The 19,656-nt window shown below is 73.2% G+C and carries 20 protein-coding genes; 7 read left to right on the plus strand and 13 right to left on the minus strand.

What is annotated here, in order from left to right:
• Positions 1–38 precede the first annotated feature (38 nt).
• From BX266_RS02320 to BX266_RS02345, 6 genes are all read right to left on the minus strand, one after another.
• The gene (locus BX266_RS02320; RefSeq protein ID WP_099897255.1) at positions 39–836 is read right to left on the minus strand and encodes an ABC transporter ATP-binding protein; all 798 of its coding nucleotides are present in this window, start codon (positions 834–836) and stop codon (positions 39–41) included.
• Entirely contained in the window at positions 812–1,729 is a 918-nt protein-coding gene (locus BX266_RS02325; protein WP_099897256.1) for an ABC transporter permease, read from the minus strand. The genes BX266_RS02320 and BX266_RS02325 overlap by 25 nt, the downstream gene beginning before the upstream one ends.
• 2 nt (positions 1,730–1,731) lie before the next feature.
• The gene (locus BX266_RS02330; RefSeq protein ID WP_099897257.1) at positions 1,732–2,760 is read right to left on the minus strand and encodes an ABC transporter substrate-binding protein; all 1,029 of its coding nucleotides are present in this window, start codon (positions 2,758–2,760) and stop codon (positions 1,732–1,734) included.
• Positions 2,761–2,875: 115 nt separating this feature from the next.
• Entirely contained in the window at positions 2,876–3,820 is a 945-nt protein-coding gene (locus BX266_RS02335; RefSeq protein WP_099897258.1) for a TauD/TfdA family dioxygenase, read from the minus strand.
• A 455-nt stretch (positions 3,821–4,275) separates the two neighbouring features.
• Positions 4,276–5,460 (minus strand): ROK family protein, encoded by a 1,185-nt coding sequence (locus tag BX266_RS02340; protein WP_099897259.1) that lies wholly within the window; start codon positions 5,458–5,460, stop codon positions 4,276–4,278.
• Between the two features lie 138 nt (positions 5,461–5,598).
• Positions 5,599–6,015 (minus strand): helix-turn-helix domain-containing protein, encoded by a 417-nt coding sequence (locus tag BX266_RS02345; RefSeq protein ID WP_099897260.1) that lies wholly within the window; start codon positions 6,013–6,015, stop codon positions 5,599–5,601.
• A 100-nt stretch (positions 6,016–6,115) separates the two neighbouring features.
• On the opposite strand from BX266_RS02345, the gene BX266_RS02350 reads away from it, so the two are divergent.
• From BX266_RS02350 to BX266_RS02360, 3 genes are all read left to right on the plus strand, one after another.
• Positions 6,116–6,970, plus strand: a complete 855-nt coding sequence (locus BX266_RS02350; RefSeq protein WP_180290348.1) for an alpha/beta fold hydrolase — start codon at positions 6,116–6,118, stop codon at positions 6,968–6,970.
• Between the two features lie 187 nt (positions 6,971–7,157).
• Complete coding sequence (locus BX266_RS02355) at positions 7,158–7,898, plus strand: dienelactone hydrolase family protein (RefSeq protein ID WP_099897262.1); 741 nt, start codon at positions 7,158–7,160, stop codon at positions 7,896–7,898.
• Between the two features lie 241 nt (positions 7,899–8,139).
• A complete protein-coding gene (locus BX266_RS02360; RefSeq protein WP_099897263.1) occupies positions 8,140–8,778 on the plus strand; it encodes an endonuclease in 639 nt (212 codons plus the stop codon).
• Positions 8,779–8,789: 11 nt separating this feature from the next.
• Here the strand turns inward: BX266_RS02360 and BX266_RS02365 are convergent, their stop codons facing one another.
• From BX266_RS02365 to BX266_RS02380, 3 genes are all read right to left on the minus strand, one after another.
• On the minus strand, positions 8,790–10,121 hold the full coding sequence (locus BX266_RS02365; RefSeq protein ID WP_099897264.1) for an NADH-quinone oxidoreductase subunit D: 1,332 nt from the start codon (positions 10,119–10,121) through the stop codon (positions 8,790–8,792).
• 851 nt (positions 10,122–10,972) lie between these two features.
• Positions 10,973–11,248 (minus strand): isoamylase early set domain-containing protein, encoded by a 276-nt coding sequence (locus tag BX266_RS02375; RefSeq protein ID WP_099897266.1) that lies wholly within the window; start codon positions 11,246–11,248, stop codon positions 10,973–10,975.
• Between the two features lie 308 nt (positions 11,249–11,556).
• Positions 11,557–12,144, minus strand: coding sequence for an HU family DNA-binding protein (locus BX266_RS02380; protein WP_099897267.1), 588 nt, complete (start codon positions 12,142–12,144; stop codon positions 11,557–11,559).
• A 422-nt stretch (positions 12,145–12,566) separates the two neighbouring features.
• Between BX266_RS02380 and BX266_RS02390 the strand changes: the two genes are divergently transcribed.
• Positions 12,567–13,370 (plus strand): CAP domain-containing protein, encoded by an 804-nt coding sequence (locus BX266_RS02390; protein ID WP_143686846.1) that lies wholly within the window; start codon positions 12,567–12,569, stop codon positions 13,368–13,370.
• 92 nt (positions 13,371–13,462) lie between these two features.
• Here the strand turns inward: BX266_RS02390 and BX266_RS02395 are convergent, their stop codons facing one another.
• Both BX266_RS02395 and BX266_RS02400 read right to left on the minus strand, forming a co-directional pair.
• Positions 13,463–15,019 (minus strand): polysaccharide lyase family 1 protein, encoded by a 1,557-nt coding sequence (locus BX266_RS02395; protein WP_099897270.1) that lies wholly within the window; start codon positions 15,017–15,019, stop codon positions 13,463–13,465.
• A gap of 280 nt (positions 15,020–15,299) precedes the next feature.
• Entirely contained in the window at positions 15,300–15,734 is a 435-nt protein-coding gene (locus tag BX266_RS02400; RefSeq protein ID WP_099907298.1) for a VOC family protein, read from the minus strand.
• Between the two features lie 124 nt (positions 15,735–15,858).
• Here BX266_RS02400 and BX266_RS02405 point away from each other — a divergent pair, with 124 nt between their 5' ends.
• The 3 genes from BX266_RS02405 to BX266_RS02415 all read left to right on the plus strand — a co-directional run bounded on the left by BX266_RS02405 (position 15,859) and on the right by BX266_RS02415 (position 17,498).
• Positions 15,859–16,089, plus strand: coding sequence for a hypothetical protein (locus BX266_RS02405; protein WP_099897271.1), 231 nt, complete (start codon positions 15,859–15,861; stop codon positions 16,087–16,089).
• Positions 16,090–16,211: 122 nt separating this feature from the next.
• Positions 16,212–16,586 (plus strand): BlaI/MecI/CopY family transcriptional regulator, encoded by a 375-nt coding sequence (locus tag BX266_RS02410; RefSeq protein WP_099897272.1) that lies wholly within the window; start codon positions 16,212–16,214, stop codon positions 16,584–16,586.
• 306 nt (positions 16,587–16,892) lie between these two features.
• Positions 16,893–17,498, plus strand: a complete 606-nt coding sequence (locus BX266_RS02415) for a MarR family winged helix-turn-helix transcriptional regulator (RefSeq protein WP_099897273.1) — start codon at positions 16,893–16,895, stop codon at positions 17,496–17,498.
• A gap of 34 nt (positions 17,499–17,532) precedes the next feature.
• On the opposite strand, the gene BX266_RS02420 is transcribed toward BX266_RS02415, so the two are convergent.
• Positions 17,533–18,963 carry a HAMP domain-containing sensor histidine kinase gene (locus BX266_RS02420; protein ID WP_259464495.1) on the minus strand — a complete coding sequence of 477 codons (1,431 nt, stop codon included), beginning with the start codon at positions 18,961–18,963 and terminating at the stop codon, positions 17,533–17,535.
• Positions 18,956–19,633: a response regulator transcription factor gene (locus BX266_RS02425; RefSeq protein WP_099897274.1), complete on the minus strand. Its 678-nt coding sequence runs from the start codon at positions 19,631–19,633 to the stop codon at positions 18,956–18,958. The genes BX266_RS02420 and BX266_RS02425 overlap by 8 nt, the downstream gene beginning before the upstream one ends.
• Positions 19,634–19,656: the final 23 nt, after the last annotated feature.

The following is a 19,656-nucleotide window of genomic DNA, read 5'->3' on the forward strand; positions in this document are numbered from 1 at the left end:
GCGGGAGGGCGGGGGTGTTCCGGAGCTGTTCGCCCATCTCAGTCCTCCCTCCCGGGCCCGGCCGACGCCGCCGAGCCGGCGGTGACGGGCTCGCCGTCGGGCCGCACGCCGAGGGCGGCCAGCAACCGCTCGCGGTACTCGCCCAGCAGCGGGTCGCGGTAGGAGCGCGGATGCGGCAGGTCGATCCTCAGGTCGACGGAGATCCGGCCCCGGTCCAGGACGAGCACCCGGTCGGCGAGCGCAGCCGCCTCGTCCACGTCGTGCGTGACCAGCAGCACGGACGGGTGGTGCCGCTGCCACAGCTCGCGCAGCAGGGCGTGCATGCGGATCCGGGTGAGCGCGTCGAGTGCTCCGAACGGCTCGTCGGCGAGCAGGAGTTCGGGCTCGCGGACCAGCGAGCGGGCGAGCGCGGCCCGCTGCTGCTCGCCTCCGGAGAGCTGTCCCGGCCAGGCCCGTTCACGGCCCGCCAGGCCGACCTCGGCGAGCGCCGCCCGGCCGCGTTCGGAGGCGTCGCGGCCGTCGCCGTCCCGCCTGCCGATGCCCAGCAGCACGTTGTCCAGCACCCGCCGCCAGGGCAGCAGCCGGGAGTCCTGGAAGGCCACCGAGACCCGTTCCGGTGTGGAGAGTTCACCGCTGCCGGCGGTGCCGCGGTCCAGTCCGGCCATGGCCCGCAGCAGGGTGCTCTTGCCGGAGCCGGAGTGGCCGAGCAGCGCGACGAACTGCCCCGCCGGAATCTCCAGGTCGATGCCGTCGAGCACGGTGCGCGGCCCGAACGAGCGGGTGAGGCCGGCGAGTCGGACGGCGGGCCGGGTCAGTTGCCCAGCGAGCTGCGCCATGCCAGGACCCTCCTTTCCAGGAGACGGACGGCGGAGTCGGAGGTGAATCCGAAGACCCCGTAGATGAGCAGTCCGAGGACGATGACCTGGGTCTGGCCGTAGTTCTGCGCCTGGAACATCATGTAGCCGAGTCCGTTGGTGGCGTTGATCTGCTCCAGGACCACCAGGGACAGCCAGGAGCCCGTGACGGCCAGGCGCAGTCCGACGAAGAAGCCGGGCAGCGCGCCGGGGATCACGACCTGGCGGATGAACCGCCAGCGGCCCAGGCGCAGCACCTCGGCGAGTTCGACGTAGCGGGCGTCGATGCCGGCCAGGGCGGCGTGCAGGTTGAGGTACACCGGGATGTAGACGACGATCGCGATGATGACGACCTTGAACGTCTCGCCGATGCCCAGCCACAGGATGAACAGCGGGATCAGGCCCAGCGTCGGCACGGCGCGGTTGACCTGCACCGTGCCGTCGATCAGCGCGTCGCCGATCCGGCTCAGCCCGGCGGTCAGCGCCAGCAGCACGCCTGCGGCGAGGCCGATCGCGAAGCCCTGCGCGGCGCGCCACAGCGAGGTGCCCAGGTCGGTGCGGAGCGTCCCCTCGGCCCAGAGTCGGGCCCCGGTGTCCAGGACCGACCAGGGCGCGGGCAGGATCCGCGGGTCCAGCAGGCCGGCCGCGCTGGCCGTCGCCCACGCCGCGAGCAGGACCAGCGGGCCGAGCAGCCGGGCGTAGGGGCGGCGCGGGCCCGGGCCGAGCCGGCGGACCCGGGGGCGGGCGGCGACGGGCGTCCGCGGCGCGGCGGTCGACGCCCGCGCGCCGGAGGCGGGCTCGGCGGGTTCGGGCACGGCTGGGGCGAAGGGCCGTTCGGGGACGGTCGCCACGGCTGTGGAGGTGTGGTCGGCCATGGTCAGCTCCGGTACTCGGCGGGAACGGCGGCCGCCGCGAGGTGCTCGAAGCGGCGGTCGAACAGGGTGTCGGCCTGGAAGGACTTCACGAAGCCGCCCTCGGCCAGCAGGTCGACGGTCTGCTGCTCCCAGGCGATCGCCTCGTCCCAACTCGGCGGCAGCAGCGGCTTGTTGCTCAGCTGGGTGACCTGGTGGGCCTGCTCGGCGCTGATCTTCTGGCTCTTGACGTAGAACTCCTGCTCCCAGACCGCGGGGTTCTCGTAGACCCAGACCAGGCCCTTGGCCCAGATCGGGACGAAGGCGGCGATCGCCGCGGCCCGGGCCGGGTCGGCGAGCACGCCGGCCGGCGCCCACAGCAGGTTGAGCAGGTCCACGACGTCGGTGGTGACGGTGTGCGCGCCGTCCGCGCCGTACTGGTTGAGGTAGGCCGGGGCCTGCGAGATGGCCAGCGGGGCGACGTCCACCTGCCCGGCGGCCAGGGCGGTCAGGAACTGGTTGCTGGTCAGCGGCACCAGCTGAACGTCCTTGTCCTTCAGACCTGCCGCGCGCAGCGCCCGCAGCAGCACCACGCCCTGCGCCTGGCCCTGGGAGAACGCCAGTTTCCTGCCCGCGAACTGCGCCACCGACCGGATGTCGCTGTGCGGCCTGGTCGCGAACAGGTAGGACGGCTTGCGGGTCAGGTTGATGCCGACGATCCGCGCGTCGTAGCCCTGGAAGTGCGCCTGGATCGGCGGGATGCCGGCGTTGTTGGCGAGGTCGAGGGAGTTGGCGCGGAAGGCGTTGATGACGTCCGGCCCGGCGCCGATGTTCGGCCAGGAGGAGACGGTGAAGGGGATCTTCCCGATCAGTCCGGAGAGCTGGAGTTGGAGCTGCTGGGCACCGAGGGCGGAGGCGACGCGCAGGCTGGTGCCGGGCGGCACCTCGGTCGGCAGCGCCGCGCCGGCCGCCAGCTCGGGGCCGCTCGCGGCGGCGCTCGCGCAGGCGCCGAGGCCGAGCGCGGCACCGGTGCCGAGCAGGGTCCGGAGGAACATTCTCCGGTTCGGGCCGGAAAGGCCCTGGTACGGGGACACGGGGGTGCGGTTCCTTTCGCTGGGACGGTGTCAGGTCGGCCGGGCGGGTCGGGTCCGGCCCGCGTGGTGGGGTGCGTCAGGAGGCGACGGCGACCCGGTGGTCGGCGGTGAAGGGGCGTCCGGCGAGGAGCTCGGACTCCTTGCCGTCCGGTCCGACGGGGACCTCGCCGATCAGGGTGACCCGGTGCAACCGCCGTTCGACGTCCAGGTGTTCGAGGTCACGAGGGGCCAGGTGGGCGGTGGCGCGGTTGTCCCAGAAGGCGACGTGGCCGGCCTCCCACCGCAGGCGCACCGTGTACTCGGGCCGGGTGATCTCGGCGTAGAGCAGGTCGAGGATGCGCCGGCTCTCGACGGCGGTGACGTCGGCGATGCGGTTGGTGAAGACGGGGTTGACGAACAGTGCGCGCTCCCCGGTCTCCGGGTGCACCCGCACCACGGGGTGGACGGCCACCAGCAGGTTGTCGTTGATCCGGCGGGCGTACTCGCCGTCGCCCTCCACCGGCCGGCTCCCGCCGTAGCGGTGCTCGGCGCGCAGGGTGTCCACGAAAGCGCGGACCGGCGCCGACAGGCCCTGGTAGGCGGCGACCAGGTTGGTCCACTGGGTGTCGCCGCCGACCGCCGGCACGGTCTCGGCCCGCAGGATCGAACCGGCGGGCGGGTTGACGGCCGCGGTGACGTCGGTGTGCCAGCCGTCGACGTAGCTGTACTGGCGGTACTCCTCGCGGAAGTTCTTGCCGTACCGCTCCTCGAAGCGGCGCGGGTCGATGGTGAAGATCTCCGGGTGGTCCGCCGGCGGGGCGTCGTCGTGCGGGTGGGCGTAGGTGAGCTCGCCGAACTGGCGGGCGAAGGCGATCTGGGCGGCGTGGTCCAGGGTCTGGCCGCGGAAGAAGACGACCTTGTGGCGGTGGAGGGCCTGCTTGATCGCCTCCACGGCCTCGGCGGACAGCGGGCGGGCGAGGTCGACGCCGTCGATGTCGGCGCCGATGTGGCCGGCGACGGGACGGACGCTGGGCGTGGTCATCGCAGCGGTTCCTTTCGTGGGACGGACGGAGGAGGACCCGGTCGGCGACCGGGATCCGGGCATGGCGGGGCCGTGACGCGGCGCCCTCGGAGCAGATCGGTGCGACGCCGTGGCGGGCCCGTCAGCCGGCCGTGCCGGGACAGGCGGCGTCCCCGCGTCGGGGCAGGTGATCACGGAACGTGGAGAGCCGCCCCCCGTGCTACGGCGAAGCGGGCGCAAGCAGCCGCGCGAACATCGGTGCCGCACGGCGCATGTGACGGAGCGTCAGCCGATCCGACAGCGCAGGCCGGCGAAGTGGTGCGCGCGGAAGGCATTCACGGGGAGCCGCTGTGCGGCTGCCCGGATCGTGGCCTTGTGCTGCGCGTCCATGGCAGCAGTCTGCTGCCCGGACGGCCGGGCGGACAATGGTTTCCGGCGGCGTGGAAGAAACTCCGAAGCCTGTCCCTGACGGTGCGTCACCGGGCGCTCCCGACCGTGTGCAGTCCCGACGGGTCCTGGTAGACCGCCGCCAGGACCGGCACGGCGGCGGCCACCGCGAGGGTGTCAGGACCGAAGGAACCCGCCCGCACCAGGTTGTCGGCCCGACCGAGCTCACGGCTCAGCTCGGGCAGCAGGTGCGGAAGTTGCAGGGTGGCGGCCTCGGTCAGCACCACCGCGTGCGGACTGATCACCTCCAGCATCGGGCGCACCGCCCTGGCGACCATCCGCAGCCGGGAGCGGCACAGCTCCACGGCGCGCTCGTCGCCCTCGTGCGCGGCCCGGACCAGCAGTTGCACGTCCGCCCGCGGCACCACGCCCTCCGCCACCGCGGTCGCCGCCAGGACCCGGTCCGAGACGGTGGCCTGGAGGCAGCCGGTGCGGCCGCACGGGCACGGCCGGCTCGATCCGGGAACGGGGAGGTGCGCGATTCCGCCGGTACCGTGCCGGCGGCCCTGGAGCAGGACCCCGCCGGTGGCGATCGCCGCGTCTACGGCGTTGCCCACGAACAGGTGGACCAGCACCTCCGCGCCGACCCGCCCGAACAGCATCTCCGCGTGCGCGAGCGCCCGGGCGTGCCCTTCCACGTGCACCGGCAGCCGGACCGCCCGCCGCAACGCGTCCCGCACCGGGACGTCACGCCAGCCGAGCGCAGCGTTCTCCACCAGCACCCCAGCCTCCGGGTCCACCCAGCCACCGGTGACCACGCCCAACCCGAGCACCGAACGCCCCGCGGCGTGCCGGGACAGGAAGGCCGGGAGCCGGGCGGCGACCTCCCCGAGGACCTCGCCCGGGCGGTCCGCCCGCGGCAGGTGCGCGGACGCGACGACCCGTCCGCGCAGGTCCGTGAGCGAGAAGGTGAGGTGCGGCACGGCGATGTGCACGCCCGCCGCGAGGTGGTGCGAGCTGTCGATGTCCAGCGGAATGCTGGGGCGCCCCGGACGGGGCGGCTGCGCGGACTCCGGCGGCTGCCAGAGCAGCCCCATGCCGATCAGGTCGGCGGTGTGGCGCGACACGGCGGCCGCGCTCAGCCCGGTCGCGCGGACGATCGCGGTCCGGGCGACCGGCCCCCGGTCCAGGACGGCCCGCAGCACGGCGGCGGCATGGTCGGGGCGGTCGGCGACGGGCTGGGGGCCGGGCCTGGCAACGAGCGCTGGCAGCATGGGTGCTCCTCCGTCCGGAGTCGGCCACGCGGCGGCGGGGCAGCCCGGACGACCAGGGGCTACCCGCTGCCGGGACAGTTCGACGACGTCATGCGCCGAATGCTCGCAAGCCGGACCGGACAATTCAATGGACCACCGTTACGACGGCATGGCGCTTTCACGGCCTTCCGGCGCCGGGCCGGTCGCGCGCCGGTTGCTCCGGTCGATCTCCGGCATGTGCTCCTCGGCCCAGGCCCGAAGGGCGGAGAGCGGCCCTTCGAGGGACAGGCCGAGCGCCGTGAGCCGGTAGTGGACGGCGGGGGGCACGGTGGGTTCCACCCGGCGTGCGACCAGGCCGTCCCGGGCCAGGCTCTGCAGGGTGACGGACAGCATCTTCTGCGAGATGCCGGGGATCCGGCGCCGCAGTTCCGCGAAACGCAGCTCGTCCGGCGCCTGCTCGGCCAGCACCTTGACCGTCATCGACGTCCACTTGGTGCCGATGCGGTCGAGCAGTCGGCGGGTCGGGCAGAGCGGATCCAGCAGATCGCCCCGCTCACCGGGCCTCGACGTAGTCACTCGGAGCTCACCACCTGAAGGAAGAGTGCCGTCTTGGAGCAGCCAGGGTAGTTCCCTAGCGTGTGGTGGTCACCATTCCTCACCACGTCCGGAGCCTTCAGTGCCCGAGTTGCAACGCGTCCCCGCCAACGGCGTCGAACTGAACGTCGCCCTCGCCGGATCGGGACCCGCCGTCCTGCTGCTGCACGGCTTCCCGCACACCTGGGAGCTGTGGACGGACGTCATCGCCGACCTGTCCGCGCACTACCGCGTCATCGCGCCGGACCTGCGCGGTTTCGGCGCGAGCAGCCCGGCCGCCTCCGGGTACGACGCCGGAACCCTGGCCGAGGACGCCGCGGCGCTGCTCACCGCGCTCGGCGTGTCCTCGGCCGTGGTGGTGGGCATCGACGCGGGCACCGCGCCCGCCTTCCTCCTCGCGCTGCGCCGCCCCGGCCTCGTCCGGCGCCTGGTCGTCATGGAGTCCCTCCTCGGCAGGCTGCCGGGCGCCGAGGACTTCCTCGCCGGCGGGCCGCCGTGGTGGTTCGGCTTCCACTCCGCCGCCCCCGGCCTCGCCGAAACCGTCCTGGAGGGCCACGAGGCCGCCTACGTCGACTGGTTCCTGAACACCGGAACCCTCGGCGAGGGCGTGCGGCCCGCCCTCCGGGACGCCTTCGTCCACGCGTACACCGGCCGCTCGGCGCTGAGCCGCGCGTTCTCCTACTACCGCGCACTGCCCCGGAGCGCGGAACAGATCGAGCGGGCGGTCGCCACCGCCCGCCTGACCGTGCCGACGCTGGCGCTGGGCGCCCGGCCCGTCGGTACCGCCCTGGAACGCCAACTCCGCCCGATCACCGACGACCTCACCGCGCACGTCATCGAGGACTGCGGCCACATCATCCCGCTGCACCGCCCGCACGCCCTGCTCACGCTGCTGCGGCCGTTCCTCGCCGCCGGTGCGGGCGACAACACCACGTGATCGCCGCCGCGGGATCGGCCCACCCGGGCAGCCGAACCGCGGCTGCTATCCTTCCCGCAGCCGTGCGAGAGATCGAGGAGGTGGTACCCGTGAACGCAGTTTCGACGTGGGTGCTCCCCTCCGGGGTCACGGTCGGGCGATAGGTCGTCCGGGAGCGCCGTTCTGTGCACTCCCGAAAGGCCCGACCATGCATGTCAGTTCCGAACAGCGTCTCGACGGCGACGTCCGCGAGCGCGCGTTCACCCTCGACGGGATCCCCGGCTTCCTGTGGACGCCCGCGGCGGCGTCGCCCTCCGCTCCGGTGCCGTTGATCCTGCTCGGCCACCCCAACCTCGGCCTCGACCGGATGTACCCCCGGCTGGTGGGCCGGGCCCTGCACGCCGCCGCGGACGGGTTCGCCACGGCCACCATCGAACTCCCCGGCAGCGGCGCCCGGCCCCGCCTGCCCGCCCTCGACCGGGCCCGCGCCGAGCTGCGCCGGGTGATGCAAGCCGGCGAGCCGGTCACCGACGACATCATCGACGCCGTCGTCCTGCCGTTGGTGGAGCAGGCCGTCCCGGAGTGGCGGTCCGCCCTGGACGCCGTCCTCGCGCTGCCCGAGATCGGCGGCAAGGTCGGGTACTCCGGCGGCGTCATCGCCATCGGCGTACGCCTTGCGCTCGTCGAACCGCGCATCGCGGCCGCCGGCCTCTTCGCCGGCAGTTTCGTGCCCCGCGTGACCGTCGAGGAGGCCCGCCGGGTCACCGTTCCGCTGCACGTCCTGCTGCAGTGGGACGACGAGGGGAACGACCGGCAGGCGGCCCTGGACCTGTTCGACGCCTTCGGCTCCGAGGAGAAGTCCCTGCACGCCAACATGGGCGGCCACACCGGCGTCCCGGCGTACGCGGGCGACGCGGCGGCCCGGTTCTTCACCCGGCACCTGAAGTGACGCCGGACTGCGAGGCCGCCGGCAGCCGGTGAGCCGTGTCGGGCACAGGGGGCGGTGAGCCCCTGTGCCCGACAGATGTCCACCCGAGCGCACTGCCGGTGGCTGCGGCCGGTCCGCACTCGCTGTCTCCGGAGCCGTGTGCAGGCACCACGGCGAACCCCGACATCTTCCGCGTAGGCCCCGCGCGCTCGGGGCACCCGCAACACTGCGGGGGGCGACAGGAAGGCGAGGCACCGGAGCGATGACAGTCGACACGATCACGTCCAGGCTGCTGGCCGAACACGGCCGCACGTACGCCGAGGAGGCCGGGATCACGCTGCGGGACAAGCCGTCGCCGCTGTACCGGCTGCTGGTCCTCACGGTGCTCTGCTCGATCCGGATCAAGGCCGACACGGCCACCGCCGCCGCGCGGGAACTGTTCCGGGCCGGCCTGCGGACACCGCGGGCGATGGCCGACTCCGACTGGCAGGACCGGGTGGACGCGCTGGGCCGCGCCCACTACGTGCGCTACGACGAGAGCACCGCCACCGCCCTCGGCGACGGGGCGCAGCTGGTGCTCGACCGCTGGCACGGCGACCTCCGCCGGCTGCGGGACGAGGCCCGCGGGGACCCGGACACCCTCCGCGACCTGCTGCGGGAGGTGCCGAGGATCGGCCCGGTCGGCGCGGACATCTTCTGCCGCGAGGCCCAGGCGGTCTGGCCGCAGCTGCGCCCGTTCTTCGACGAGCGGACGTGCCGGACGGCGAAGGACCTGGGCCTGCCGCACACGCCCGACGGCCTCGGCCGGCTGGTGCCTCCGACGGACCACGCGAAGCTGGCCACCGCCCTGGTCCGGGTCAGCCTCTCCAAGGGGGCCGCGAGGGGGCTCCAGGCGGCGTGACGTGCCTGGTGTCACCGGTCCACGCCGCCCATCACCGGGTCGATGCTCGCCACCGCGACGACGACGTCCGCGACCTGCCCGCCCTCGCACATGGCGGCCATCGTCTGCAGGTTGGTGAAGCTCGGGTCGCGGAAGTGCGCCCGGTACGGCCGGGTGCCTCCGTCGGAGACGAGGTGCACTCCCAACTCGCCCCTGGGGGACTCGACCGCCGCATAGGCCTGCCCCACCGGAACGCGGAAGCCCTCCGTCACCAGCTTGAAGTGGTGGATCAGCGCCTCCATGGACTCGCCCATGATCTTCCGGACCTGGTCGAGCGAGTTGCCCAACCCGTCCGGGCCGACCGCCAGTTGGGCGGGCCAGGCGATCTTCTTGTCGCTCACCATCACCGGGCCGGGGGCCAGCCGCTCCAGGCACTGCTCGACGATCCGCAGCGACTGGCGCATCTCCTCCAGGCGGATCAGGAACCGGCCGTAGGCGTCGGAGGTGTCGCTCACCGCGACCTCGAACTCGTAGTTCTCGTACCCGCAGTACGGCTCGGACTTGCGCAGGTCGTGCGGCAGCCCGGTGGCCCGCAGGATCGGGCCGGTGGCGCCGAGCGCCAGGCAGCCGGCCAGGTCCAGGTGGCCGACGTCGACCAGGCGCGCCTTGAAGGCGGGGTTGTCAGTCGCCAGCTTGTCGTACTCCGGCAATCGCGAGCGCAGCAGCGCCACGCCCTCACGGATCAGATCCGGCGCACCCGCGGGCAGGTCCTGCACCAGCCCGCCCGGCCGGACGTAGCCGTGGTTCATCCGCAGGCCCGTGACCAGCTCGAAGATGTCGAGCACCACCTCGCGGTCCCGGAAGCCGTAGACCATCAGCGTGGTCGAGCCGATCTCCATGCCGCCGGCGGCCAGCGCCACCAGGTGCGAGGAGATCCGGTTCAGCTCCATCATCAGCACCCTGATCACGCTCGCCCGCTGCGGGACCTGTTCGGTGATCCCGAGCAGCTTCTCCACCGCCAGGCAGTAGGCGGTCTCGTTGAACAGCGGCATCAGGTAGTCCATCCGCGTCACGAAGGTCGTGCCCTGCACCCAGTTGCGGAACTCCAGGTTCTTCTCGATGCCGGTGTGCAGGTAGCCGATGCCGCAGCGGGCCTCCTTCACCGTCTCGCCGTCGATCTCCAGGATCAGCCGCAGCACGCCGTGGGTGGACGGGTGCTGCGGACCCATGTTGACGATGATCCGCTCGTCGTCCGCGTGGGCGACGGCGTCGATCACGTCGCCCCAGTCCGTGCTGGTGACGGTGAAGACCCGCCCCTCGGTCGTGTCCCGCGCGCCTGCCGACTCGTGCTCGCTCCCGCTCATCAGCCCACCGACCTCCGATCGGATCGCAGGTGGTCTCTCCCGCTGCCCGCCGCGGACGCGATCGGCCACCACGGCCGCAGTCCCGGGCGACCCGTCCTCGCTCCGGCCGCAGCGGCACGACCTGGCGGGTACGACCGGCCCGAGTCCAGCGTCCCGCACATCCGCCACGAACACCCCCCGCGCCGACGCGCCCCGCGAACCGCACCCCCGGGGCGCCGCCCACGAAGCGGATGACGTCGGCCCCGGACGCTCGCGTGAATGGGGCCGCCGGACGGGGGCAGCCGTCCTGACAAGCCGCTGCCGGGCTGTTCCACCGGTGAGTGCCGAGCCACCGACCGGGCGTGATCGGACCGGGCGGGAGGTCGCTGCTCCGCGGTGTCCGGCGGCGGACGCGACAGGTCGGAAGGAGAGAAACGATGGGTACGCCTCCGAACGATCCGGTGCCGCCCAACCCGACACCGGCACCGGGCCCCGGCGGGCCGCAGCCCGGACCCGGACCCGGGCCGCTTCCCGGCCCGGGCGGCCCCGACCCCGTACCGCCGGCTCCCCCGCAGCCCGGGCCCGATCCACAGCCGCAACCGGCGCCCGGACCGGAGCCGGGACCGTATCCCGGCCCGATGCCGGGACCGGGCCCGGTGCCCGAACCGGTCACCTGACCGGCGGGACGGGCTGGGGGACGGCCACCGGTCGTGGACGTCGACCGCCGTGAGCAGGGCTTCGGTCCCGTCCCGCGGGACCGCGGACCACGCAGTCGGCGCGGTCGGCGCGGTGATGGGCGGAACGGTTTCGGGGGCGGACCCGTCGAGCGGGTCCGCCCCCGATGGCACGCCGTCCGCGGCGGGCAGGGACCGTCAGGTGTGGAGGAGGCTGTTGCGGCCGTCGTGGCCGTCGGCCCCGTCCTCGTCGAACCACTGGTCGCCGTGCGCGAGGTAGCGGAAGGCCAGCCGCTGGTCGTGGGGCAGCGCGACCGTGACCGCCCGGCTGCCGTCCTGACGGGCGGTCAGCGGGTGCGCGCCCGGCCGCCAGTCGTTGAAGTCACCCACCACGCTGGCCTCCCCCGCGGGGTGATCCGCGGGGAGGACGAAGGTGACCCGGGTGTGCTTCTTGGTCCTGCTGCGTTCCAGCATCGGGGCTGCTCACTCCTCGGAGGGTTCGGGATGGTCTCTGCTCCCGATGTTCGCCCCGGGGAGCCAGGAACCACTGCCAGGACCGGCCGGCCGGTCCGAGCGGTCACCCGCGCGCAGCAACCCGACGGCCGCGGGAGTCCCGTGACGTCGCCGGCTCGCCACCGGGCCCGGGTCGGGAGCCGGGCCCGGGCCCCCGGCCCGACAAGTCGTCGGTCGACCGGCCGCGCCGGAGGACCTGCGCGGTCACGCCCGCGGCCTCGAACCTCGGCCGGACCGGCGAGCGCTGCGCGGCCGGAGCACAGGACCGGTCACGCGGTGGCGCGACGGGTCGCCCGCTTGGCGGGAGCCGTCTTCCGGCCGACGCCGGGGGCGGTCTTCCTGGCGGTGGCCGTGGTCGCGCGCTTCCGGGCCGGCGCGGTGGCCTTCTGCCCTGCGGCGCCCTTCTTGGCGGTAACCTTCTTGACGGTGGCGGTCTTGGCCGGGGCCGTCTTCGCCGTGGACTTCTTGGCGGTGCTCGGCTTCGCCGCCACGGTGGCGCGGCTGCCCGCGGGCCGCGCCCGTCCGGCGGTGAGGGATCCCTTCGGGGCCTTGGCGACCGACGGCCCGTCCTTCGGCAGCTTCTTCGTGCCCGAGACCAGGTCCTTGAAGCCCTGGCCGGCCCGGAACCGCGGCACGGTCGTCTTCTTCACCCGGACGCGCTCACCCGTCCGCGGATTGCGCGACGTACGCGCCGCCCGCTCCACCGGCTCCAGCGTTCCGAAACCCGTGACCGACACCCGCTCCCCCGCCACCACCGCACGCACCATCACGTCGAGCACGGCGTCGACGGCCTCCTCGGCCGCGACCCTGCTGCCGAGCTTCCCGGCCACCGCTTCCACCAACTGACCCTTGTTCATCACAACTCCGTGTCCACTTGGTTCATGAATCGCTCGATTCGTCCTCACCGTAGGATCAGAATCCGCATCCCGCCTGTCTGCAGGGGCTGTTCGGGCCCCGCTCGACGGATCGGCCGCCGTCGCACGGTCGGGCGCGCGGGCCAGTGGCGCTGCGTCAACTGAGGGGCGGTCAAGACGTTCGGTCCGCCAGGTCGTCGTCACTCCCGTCGAATGTCCCGGGATTTTCGTTATCCGCCGCCCCCGTCCGGATCTCCTGTTTCGAGGGGCAACCGACCGAGGAGACCAGAATGACGGACTACCCGACCGAGGATCCGACGAGCCGCGGTGTGCCGCGCCCGTCCGGGCGGCGGACCGGCGGAGGGGCACACCAGCGGTCCGCGAGCGGTCGGCACCGGGCGAGGTCCGGGTCCGCCGTCAGGCCGGTGTTCGCGGTGGTGGCGGTGGTGGCGACCGCGGCCGCCGCCGTGGTCGGCGGCAAGGCGGCGATGTCCTCCGGTCCGCAGGACGGTGCGGCGGCAGCCGCACCGGAACCGCAACTCCCGACCGGGGACGGGTCGGCGGCCGGCCGCCCGGACGCGACCACGACCTCGGCCTCGGCCTCGGCCTCGGCGCAGCCGACGGTGACACCCGCGCCGATACCGCAGACCACGGGGCCGACCCGGCTTCCCGGCGGGTCCACGAGCACGGTGCCGGTTCAGCGGTCTGCCGGTGCACCTACGGCCGCGGGCAGTTCGCCCGCGGCCGTCACGCCGCCCGCACGGACGGCCTCCCCGACGACGGCGTCCAGGACGGGCGCCGACCTGGACTCCGCGGCGAACCAGGTGCTCGCGCTGATCAACCAGGCGCGCGCCGAACAGGGCGTCGCCCCGCTGCAGATGAGCGCGGGGTTGCGGAGCAGCGCGAACGCGCACGACCAGGTCATGGCGGCGGGCTGCGGGCTGCAGCACCAGTGCCCGGGCGAGGCCGACTTCGGCGCGCGCGAGCGGGCGGCGGGCGTGCAGTGGGGAACGGCCGGCGAGAACATCGGCACCGGCGGGCCGGTGGCCAACACCACGGCCGGGGCGGCCGACATGGCCCTCGGCCTCACCAGGAGCATGCTCGCCGAACGTCCGCCGAACGACGGCCATCGCCGGAACATCCTCAATCCGGCCTTCCACCACGTGGGGATCGAGCTGCTGCGCGACTCCTCCGGCACGCTGTGGATGACCCAGGACTTCTCGGACTGAGCACTCGGCCCGCAGCCGCGCACCGGCCGCACCGCCACCGCTGGGGGCCCGGCCGGTGGCTCCGGGCCGGGCCCTTCGGGTTGGTCGAGTCGCTAGCCCGCGTAGGTCTCGAACTCGGCGACCTTCGGCGTTCCGGTCGAGCCGGTGATCTCGAAGGTGATCTTCTTCAGCGAGGTGCGGGGGACCGCGATGGCGCCCGCACCGCTGCCGGTGGCGAGGACTGCTCCGGTGTCGCCGTTGAGGACCCGCCAGGTCCCGATGGAGCCCGCGGAACCCGCGGCCTCCCGGATGACGAGGCCGGCCACGGTGGTGGCGGTGGGCCACTTGACGGAGATGGAACCGGTGGAGCCGGTCGGCGACCAGTAGGTGCCCATGGTGCCGTCGATCACGTTGCCGTAGCTCGTCCCGGTGGCCTTGCCGGAGCCGTCGGCCCCGGCGCCGATGCTGAGGTTGGTGCCGCCAGGCTGGGGCGACGAGGAAGCAGTGGGACTGGGGGTGGGAGTCGGGGTGGGCGCGGTCGGGGTGGGTGACGGCGACTGCGGCGCGCAGGCGCCGTTCGAGACCTGCAGGCCCTTGTTGGCGCCGGCCGTCCGGGTCACGATGTCCGGGACGCAGGCGGCGGCGTCGAGGGTGTAGGAGTAGGGAACGGCGACGGTGGTGGTGGACTTCACGTCGGGCCCGGCGGGATTGGTATCGGCGTCGGGGCTGGACCACGTCACGTTGTCGAAGATGTTGCCGGCGACCTGCCAGTAGCCGGCCGCGCCGGTGTAGAAGGTGCCCAGCACGTCCTGGGAGTCCTTGAAGTAGTTGTTGTCCACCTTGGCGCGGGCCCCGGCGCGCGAGTTGATCCCGGACTTGTTGAGCTTCACGTAGTAGTTGTTGTAGATGTGGGCGGTCCCGCCGCGCAGCAGCGGCGCGCGGGAGTCGATGTTCTCGTACAGGTTGTGGTGGAAGGTGATGAAGCTGTTCGAGAGCTCGGTGTCGCTGGAGCCGATCAGGCCGCCGCGCCCGGAGTTGCGCAGCGTGCTGTAGGACAGCGTCACGTACTGGGTGTTGTCCTTCAGGTCGAAGAGGCCGTCGAAGCCCTCGGCCTCGCCGCCCGACGCCTCGAGGGTGGCGTGGTCGACCCAGACGTTGCGGACGTCCGTCTCCATGCCGATGGCGTCACCGCCGTTGGATGTCGGCGAGCCCGACTTCTTGACGTTCCTGACGGTCACGTTCTGGATGATGATGTTGCTGGACTCCCGGATGTGGATGCCCAGTTGGTCGAAGACGGCGCCGCTGCCGACGCCCACGACGGTGACGTTGCTGATCTGCTTGAGCTCGATGACGCCGGCGGCGGTGTTGCAGCTGGGCCCCGACACCTTGGCCGTGTTGTCGTGGTTGATGGTGCCCTCGACCTCGATGGTGATCGGGGTGCTCGCGGTGGCCCGGTTGCACAGCGCCTGGTGGATCGCGGTCCCGGTGGTGGCGCGCACGGTCTGCCCGCCCGCGCCGCCGGTGGTCCCGCCGTTCTGGGAGGCGAAGCCGGTGGCGCTGCCGGTCACCGCCGCCGATGCCGAGGGCATCGTCACGACCGCGCCGGCGGCGGCCGCCAGGGCCGTCGTCGCGAGTGCCGCGTACAGGCGTAGGGCGATTGATCGTCGCATGTCGATCTCCCGATGTGTCGTCGAGCGCCGGCCGTGGATGCCGCGTTCGGTTCCGTGGGGGTGGGCCCCGGCCGCAGAGAGTCGTGGGGTGCGGCGGTCGGAGTCGTGCCGAGGTACGGGGGCAAGTGCGTTCATATTCGTGAACAGCAAACTTGCTCGTGAACAACGCTAGGACGGCTGTCTTCAGGCGGTCAAGGATGAGGACGTCAATACAGCCAACGTGTATGTATGTGAACAGCTTCGCTACGGTGCTCTGCCTGGCGACCGCGCGCCGCTCCGCTCAGGCCGCGGCCGCCGCGACGCAGAACTCATTGCCCTCCGGGTCGGCCATCACCACGTGGTGCCCGTCGAACACCTGCAGCACCGACCCGCCCGCCCGCACCAACCGCTCGGACTCGGCCTTGATCCGCGCCCACCGCTCACCGGCACTGCCGTGCCCCGGCACCCGAACGTCGATGTGCAGCCGGTTCTTCGGCGTCTTCGGCTCGGGCACCTTGAGAATGGCAAGCCGGGGCCCCGCACCGTCGGGATCGCACAGCCAAGCCCCGTCGTCCACGGACTCCCCCTCCGGCAGGTCGAACTGCGCGAGCCACTCCTCCCGGGTCGCGAACGGAGCCGGCGGCGGCTCGTCGACGTAACCGAGCGCCGACTTCCAGAACTCGGCCAGCAGCCGTGCGTCCGCGCAATCGAGCGTCAGGTCAATCTTGGCTGCCATGTCAGGACCGTACTGCGCCCCTCCGCCCCGAGCGGCGCTGAACGGCGCCGACACCACGACGCGGCCCGGATTCGCCTCACGGGGCCCTCTTCCGGGGCCTCGGCCCCCCGCCTACACTCCGGCCGTGACCAAGGACCTGAGGTGCACCCACTGCGGCACTGTCGGACTCGACCTGGGGTTTGTCGAGGACAGCGGCCAGCACAGTCACGGCGATGCCAGGTGGATCTCCGGCGCGCTCGAACGCGGCCCGTTCGGCGGGGTCAAGCGGATGGGCCGGCCGCGTTTCCAAATCGACGCGTTCCGCTGCCCGACCTGCGGGCACCTGGAGTTGTTCGCGCGTCAGCGACTCAGCTAGGCCCGCTCGGGGTCGATCGACGCTCCGTCCGGCTCGGCACGTAAGGTAGGCAAGGCATACCTAAGTGTCGGAGCGTGGGGCGGGTCGGTTCGCGGGCTTCGGCGACGCCGGACTGGAGAGCGATGCCCACCAATGACGACAGGCGAGCGCACGGGGAACTCGTCGCGGACGTGCTCGCGGTGCTGTGGGAGGCCGGGCGCCCGCTGACCGCGCAGGAGGTGAAGGGGGCGTTGGGGCGGCCGTTGGCGCGGACGACCGTGGCCACGATCCTTTCCCGGCTGCACGGGGGCGGGAAGCTGGTGCGCACCCGCCCGGGAAGGTCGTTCGCCTACGAGCCGGTGGCGGACGCCGCCGGGTTGGCGGCGGGCCGGATGCGCCGGGAGCTGGACCGGGAGGGCGACCGCAGCCTGGTGCTCCGCCGGTTCGTGTCCTCGCTGTCCGCCGACGACGAGGCCGTGCTGCGGCAGGTGCTGAGCGAGGCGGAGTGCTCCGAGTGACCACGAGCCGGACGCCCTGAGCTGCTCGCCGGTGGTCGCCGTACCGGTCCGGGCGACGCCGCTGCTGGCCTCAGCCTGTAGGAGTACCGCGGCCGGTCCAGCGGTCGACATCGATGTAGACCGATGCTCGTCCGCTCGCTAGGGTGAGGGCAGTTTCGGCTCGCTGTCCTCACTCCGCCGTCGGGTGGCTCCGCCGCCGTGGTGGATCACGGTCCGTCAGCACGGGCAGGGGAGGGCCCTTTTCCCCTGATTGGACCCGGCTTGTTCGACGGTAGGAAAGAGTCGTCCGATCCCTTCGAGCAGCCCGTGTACCTGCTGTCGGCCCTGGCCAGGGAGGCGGAGGCCAGGCTCGACGAGTGCCTCGCGGCGCGCGGAACGAGCCGGACGCACCAGGAGGTGCTGACGGTGCTGGCGCTGGCCGGTCCGCACGGCCGCTCCGACCTCGCGCAGCGGGCCGACGGCGCCCCGGCCGCGACGGTCGACGCCGTCGTGGACGCCCTGCTGGCGCAGGGCCTGGTCCAGTTGGTGGCGGTGCACGTCGGCGGCGAGCGGCAGGAGGTCGTGATGATGACGCGGGCCGGAGAGGCCGCGCTCGACGAGATGCACCAGGACGCCGAGCAGGTGCAGAACTCCCTGATGATGTCCCTGACCCGGGGGGACCGCGTGCAGCTGGGTTCGCTGCTGCGGCGGATGCACGCGATGGTGGGCCGGCAGGAGACCTTCGGCAGTTCGCCGTCGGTTTCGCGCAAGGTCCGCGGCCGGGGCCTCGGCGGATCGGCCGCCGGGCCGCGCGATCAAGCGGCCCGCGTGCCGGCCCAGCAGGGCCGCGTCACGGCCGGCCAGCAGGCCGACCAGCAGGCCGGCGAGTCCTCGGTCGGCGGGCAGCCCGCCGAGGACGGCCGGGATTCCTGACGCCGTGTCACCCGCCTGCTGACCGGCCCCACCGTCAGGGAGCGGCCAGCGGGACATCGAGCCGGAACGTCGCGCCCTCGGCGGAGTCCGTGACGGTGAGCGTGCCGCCGTGCAGGGCGGCGATGTCGCGGGCGATGGAGAGGCCGAGGCCGGTGCCGCCGTCGTCGCGGCTGCGGGCGTCGTCGAGCCGGGTGAAACGTTCGAACACGCTGTCGCGGTCGGCGGGCGCGATGCCGGGTCCGTCGTCGGAGACCTCCACCAGGGCCCGGCCTCCGTCGGCCGACACCCGGACCGTGACGGCCGTCCGGGTGTGCCGTTGGGCGTTGTCGATCAGGTTGGTGAGCAGCCGCCCCAGCCACAGCCGGTTCCCGGTGACGGTCACGGCGGCCGCCCCGTGCACGGCGACGGGGTGCGGCGACGGTCCGCGGGCGGTCACGGTGGTGCGGACCAGCTCAGCGAGGTCGATGTCCTCCCGGGGGCCGTCGTGGCCGGTGGCGTCCAGGCGGGCGAGCAGGAGCAGGTCGGCGGCGAGCGACTGCAGCCGTTCGGTGTCCTGGAGGGCCCCGTCGACCATGGCGGCCCGCACGTCCGGGTCGGGGTGGGAGTGGGCGACTTCGAGTTGGGTGCGCAGCACGGCGAGCGGGCTGCGCAGTTCGTGGGAGGCGTCGGCGATGAACCGGCGCTGGCGGGTTCCGGCGGCTTCCAGGCGGTCGAGCATGGCGTTCATGGTGTGGGCGAGTCGGGCGATCTCGTCGTCGCTGCCGGGTTCGGGGACGCGCCGGTCGAGGTCGCGGTCGCCGATGGCGGCGACTTCGGCGCGGATCGCCTCCACCGGGCGCAACGAGCGGCCGGTGGCCCGCCAGGTGAGGACGCCGACGGTCGCGACGAGGAGGGCGCTGAGCGCGGCGAGGGCGGCGGTGGTCAGGTCCTCGGCGGTGTCGGCGGTGTGGAGGGAGGCGCCGACCCTGATGGTGACCGGTCCGGTGGGGGTGTCCGCGGTGAGGGTGGTGACCCGCTGGTGGTGCTCGTCGCCGAGGGCGCTGAGGTCGAAGGTCTGGTGTCCGTCGTCGGTTTCGGCGGGGGTGAGTGCGGGGCGGCCGGCGAGGTTCTGGCTGGCCGCGACCACCTGTCCGGCCTGGTCGGTGACCTGGAGGAAGTCGGTGCCGTGGTCGAGCGGGAGTTCGGCGGGCAGGTGGCCGTCGGCGGCCAGGCGGGCCACGGCCCGGGCCTGCTCGCGGCCGCCCGCCTGGACGGTGCGTTCGAGGTTGACCCGCAGCAGCAGCAGGACGGCCGCCGAGGCGAGCAGCAGGACGAGGGCGACGCTGACGCACGCCGCGAGGGTGGTGCGGGTCCGGACCGAGCCGGGGGCGAGGCGGTTGAGCACCGCGGCGACGCGCGGCCGGCGCCGGATCTGCTCCAGTCGGCGGCGGCCGGCGGCCCGGAGTCCGGTGCGTGGGTCAGCCACCGTCGGCCGCCAGGCGGTAGCCGGCGCCGCGCACGGTCTGGACGGCGGACCGGCCGAACGGCGTGTCGATCTTGCGGCGCAGTGCGCTGATGTGGACCTCGACGGTGTTGGGGTCGCTGTCGGAGCCGCTGTCCCACACCTCGTCGAGGATCTCCCGCTTGGACACCGCCTCGCCGGCCCGCCGGGCCAGGTGGTCCAGCACGGCGAACTCACGGGGCGTCAGGGCGACGGCGGTGCCCGCCCGGGTGCAGGTGCGGGCGGCGGAGTCGACGACGAGGTCGCCGAGGACGGTGCGCTGCGGTGCGCGGCTGCCGATGCGGCGGGCGAGCGCCTTGAGGCGGGCGACCAGCACGACGAAGGAGAACGGCTTGGACAGGTAGTCGTCGGCGCCGGTGTCGAGCGCCTCGGCCTCGTCCCACTCGCCGTCCTTGGCGGTGAGCATCAGGATGCCGGCGTCGTTCCCGGCGGCCCGCAGGCGTGAGCAGACCCGGTAGCCGTTGAGCCCGGGCAGCATGATGTCGAGGATGATCACGTCGTAGGGGTGGTCGGTCGCCCGGGCCAGGCCCGACAGGCCGTCGTGGACGATGTCGACGCTGAACCCCTCGACCTCCAGGCCGTGCTTGATCGCCATGGCCAGCCGCTGTTCGTCCTCCACCACCAGTACGCGCATGTCTCAAGAGTGGCAGGCCGCCG

The sequence above is a fragment of the Streptomyces sp. TLI_171 genome (genome assembly GCF_003610255.1).
Classification (GTDB): Bacteria; Actinomycetota; Actinomycetes; order Streptomycetales; family Streptomycetaceae; genus Kitasatospora.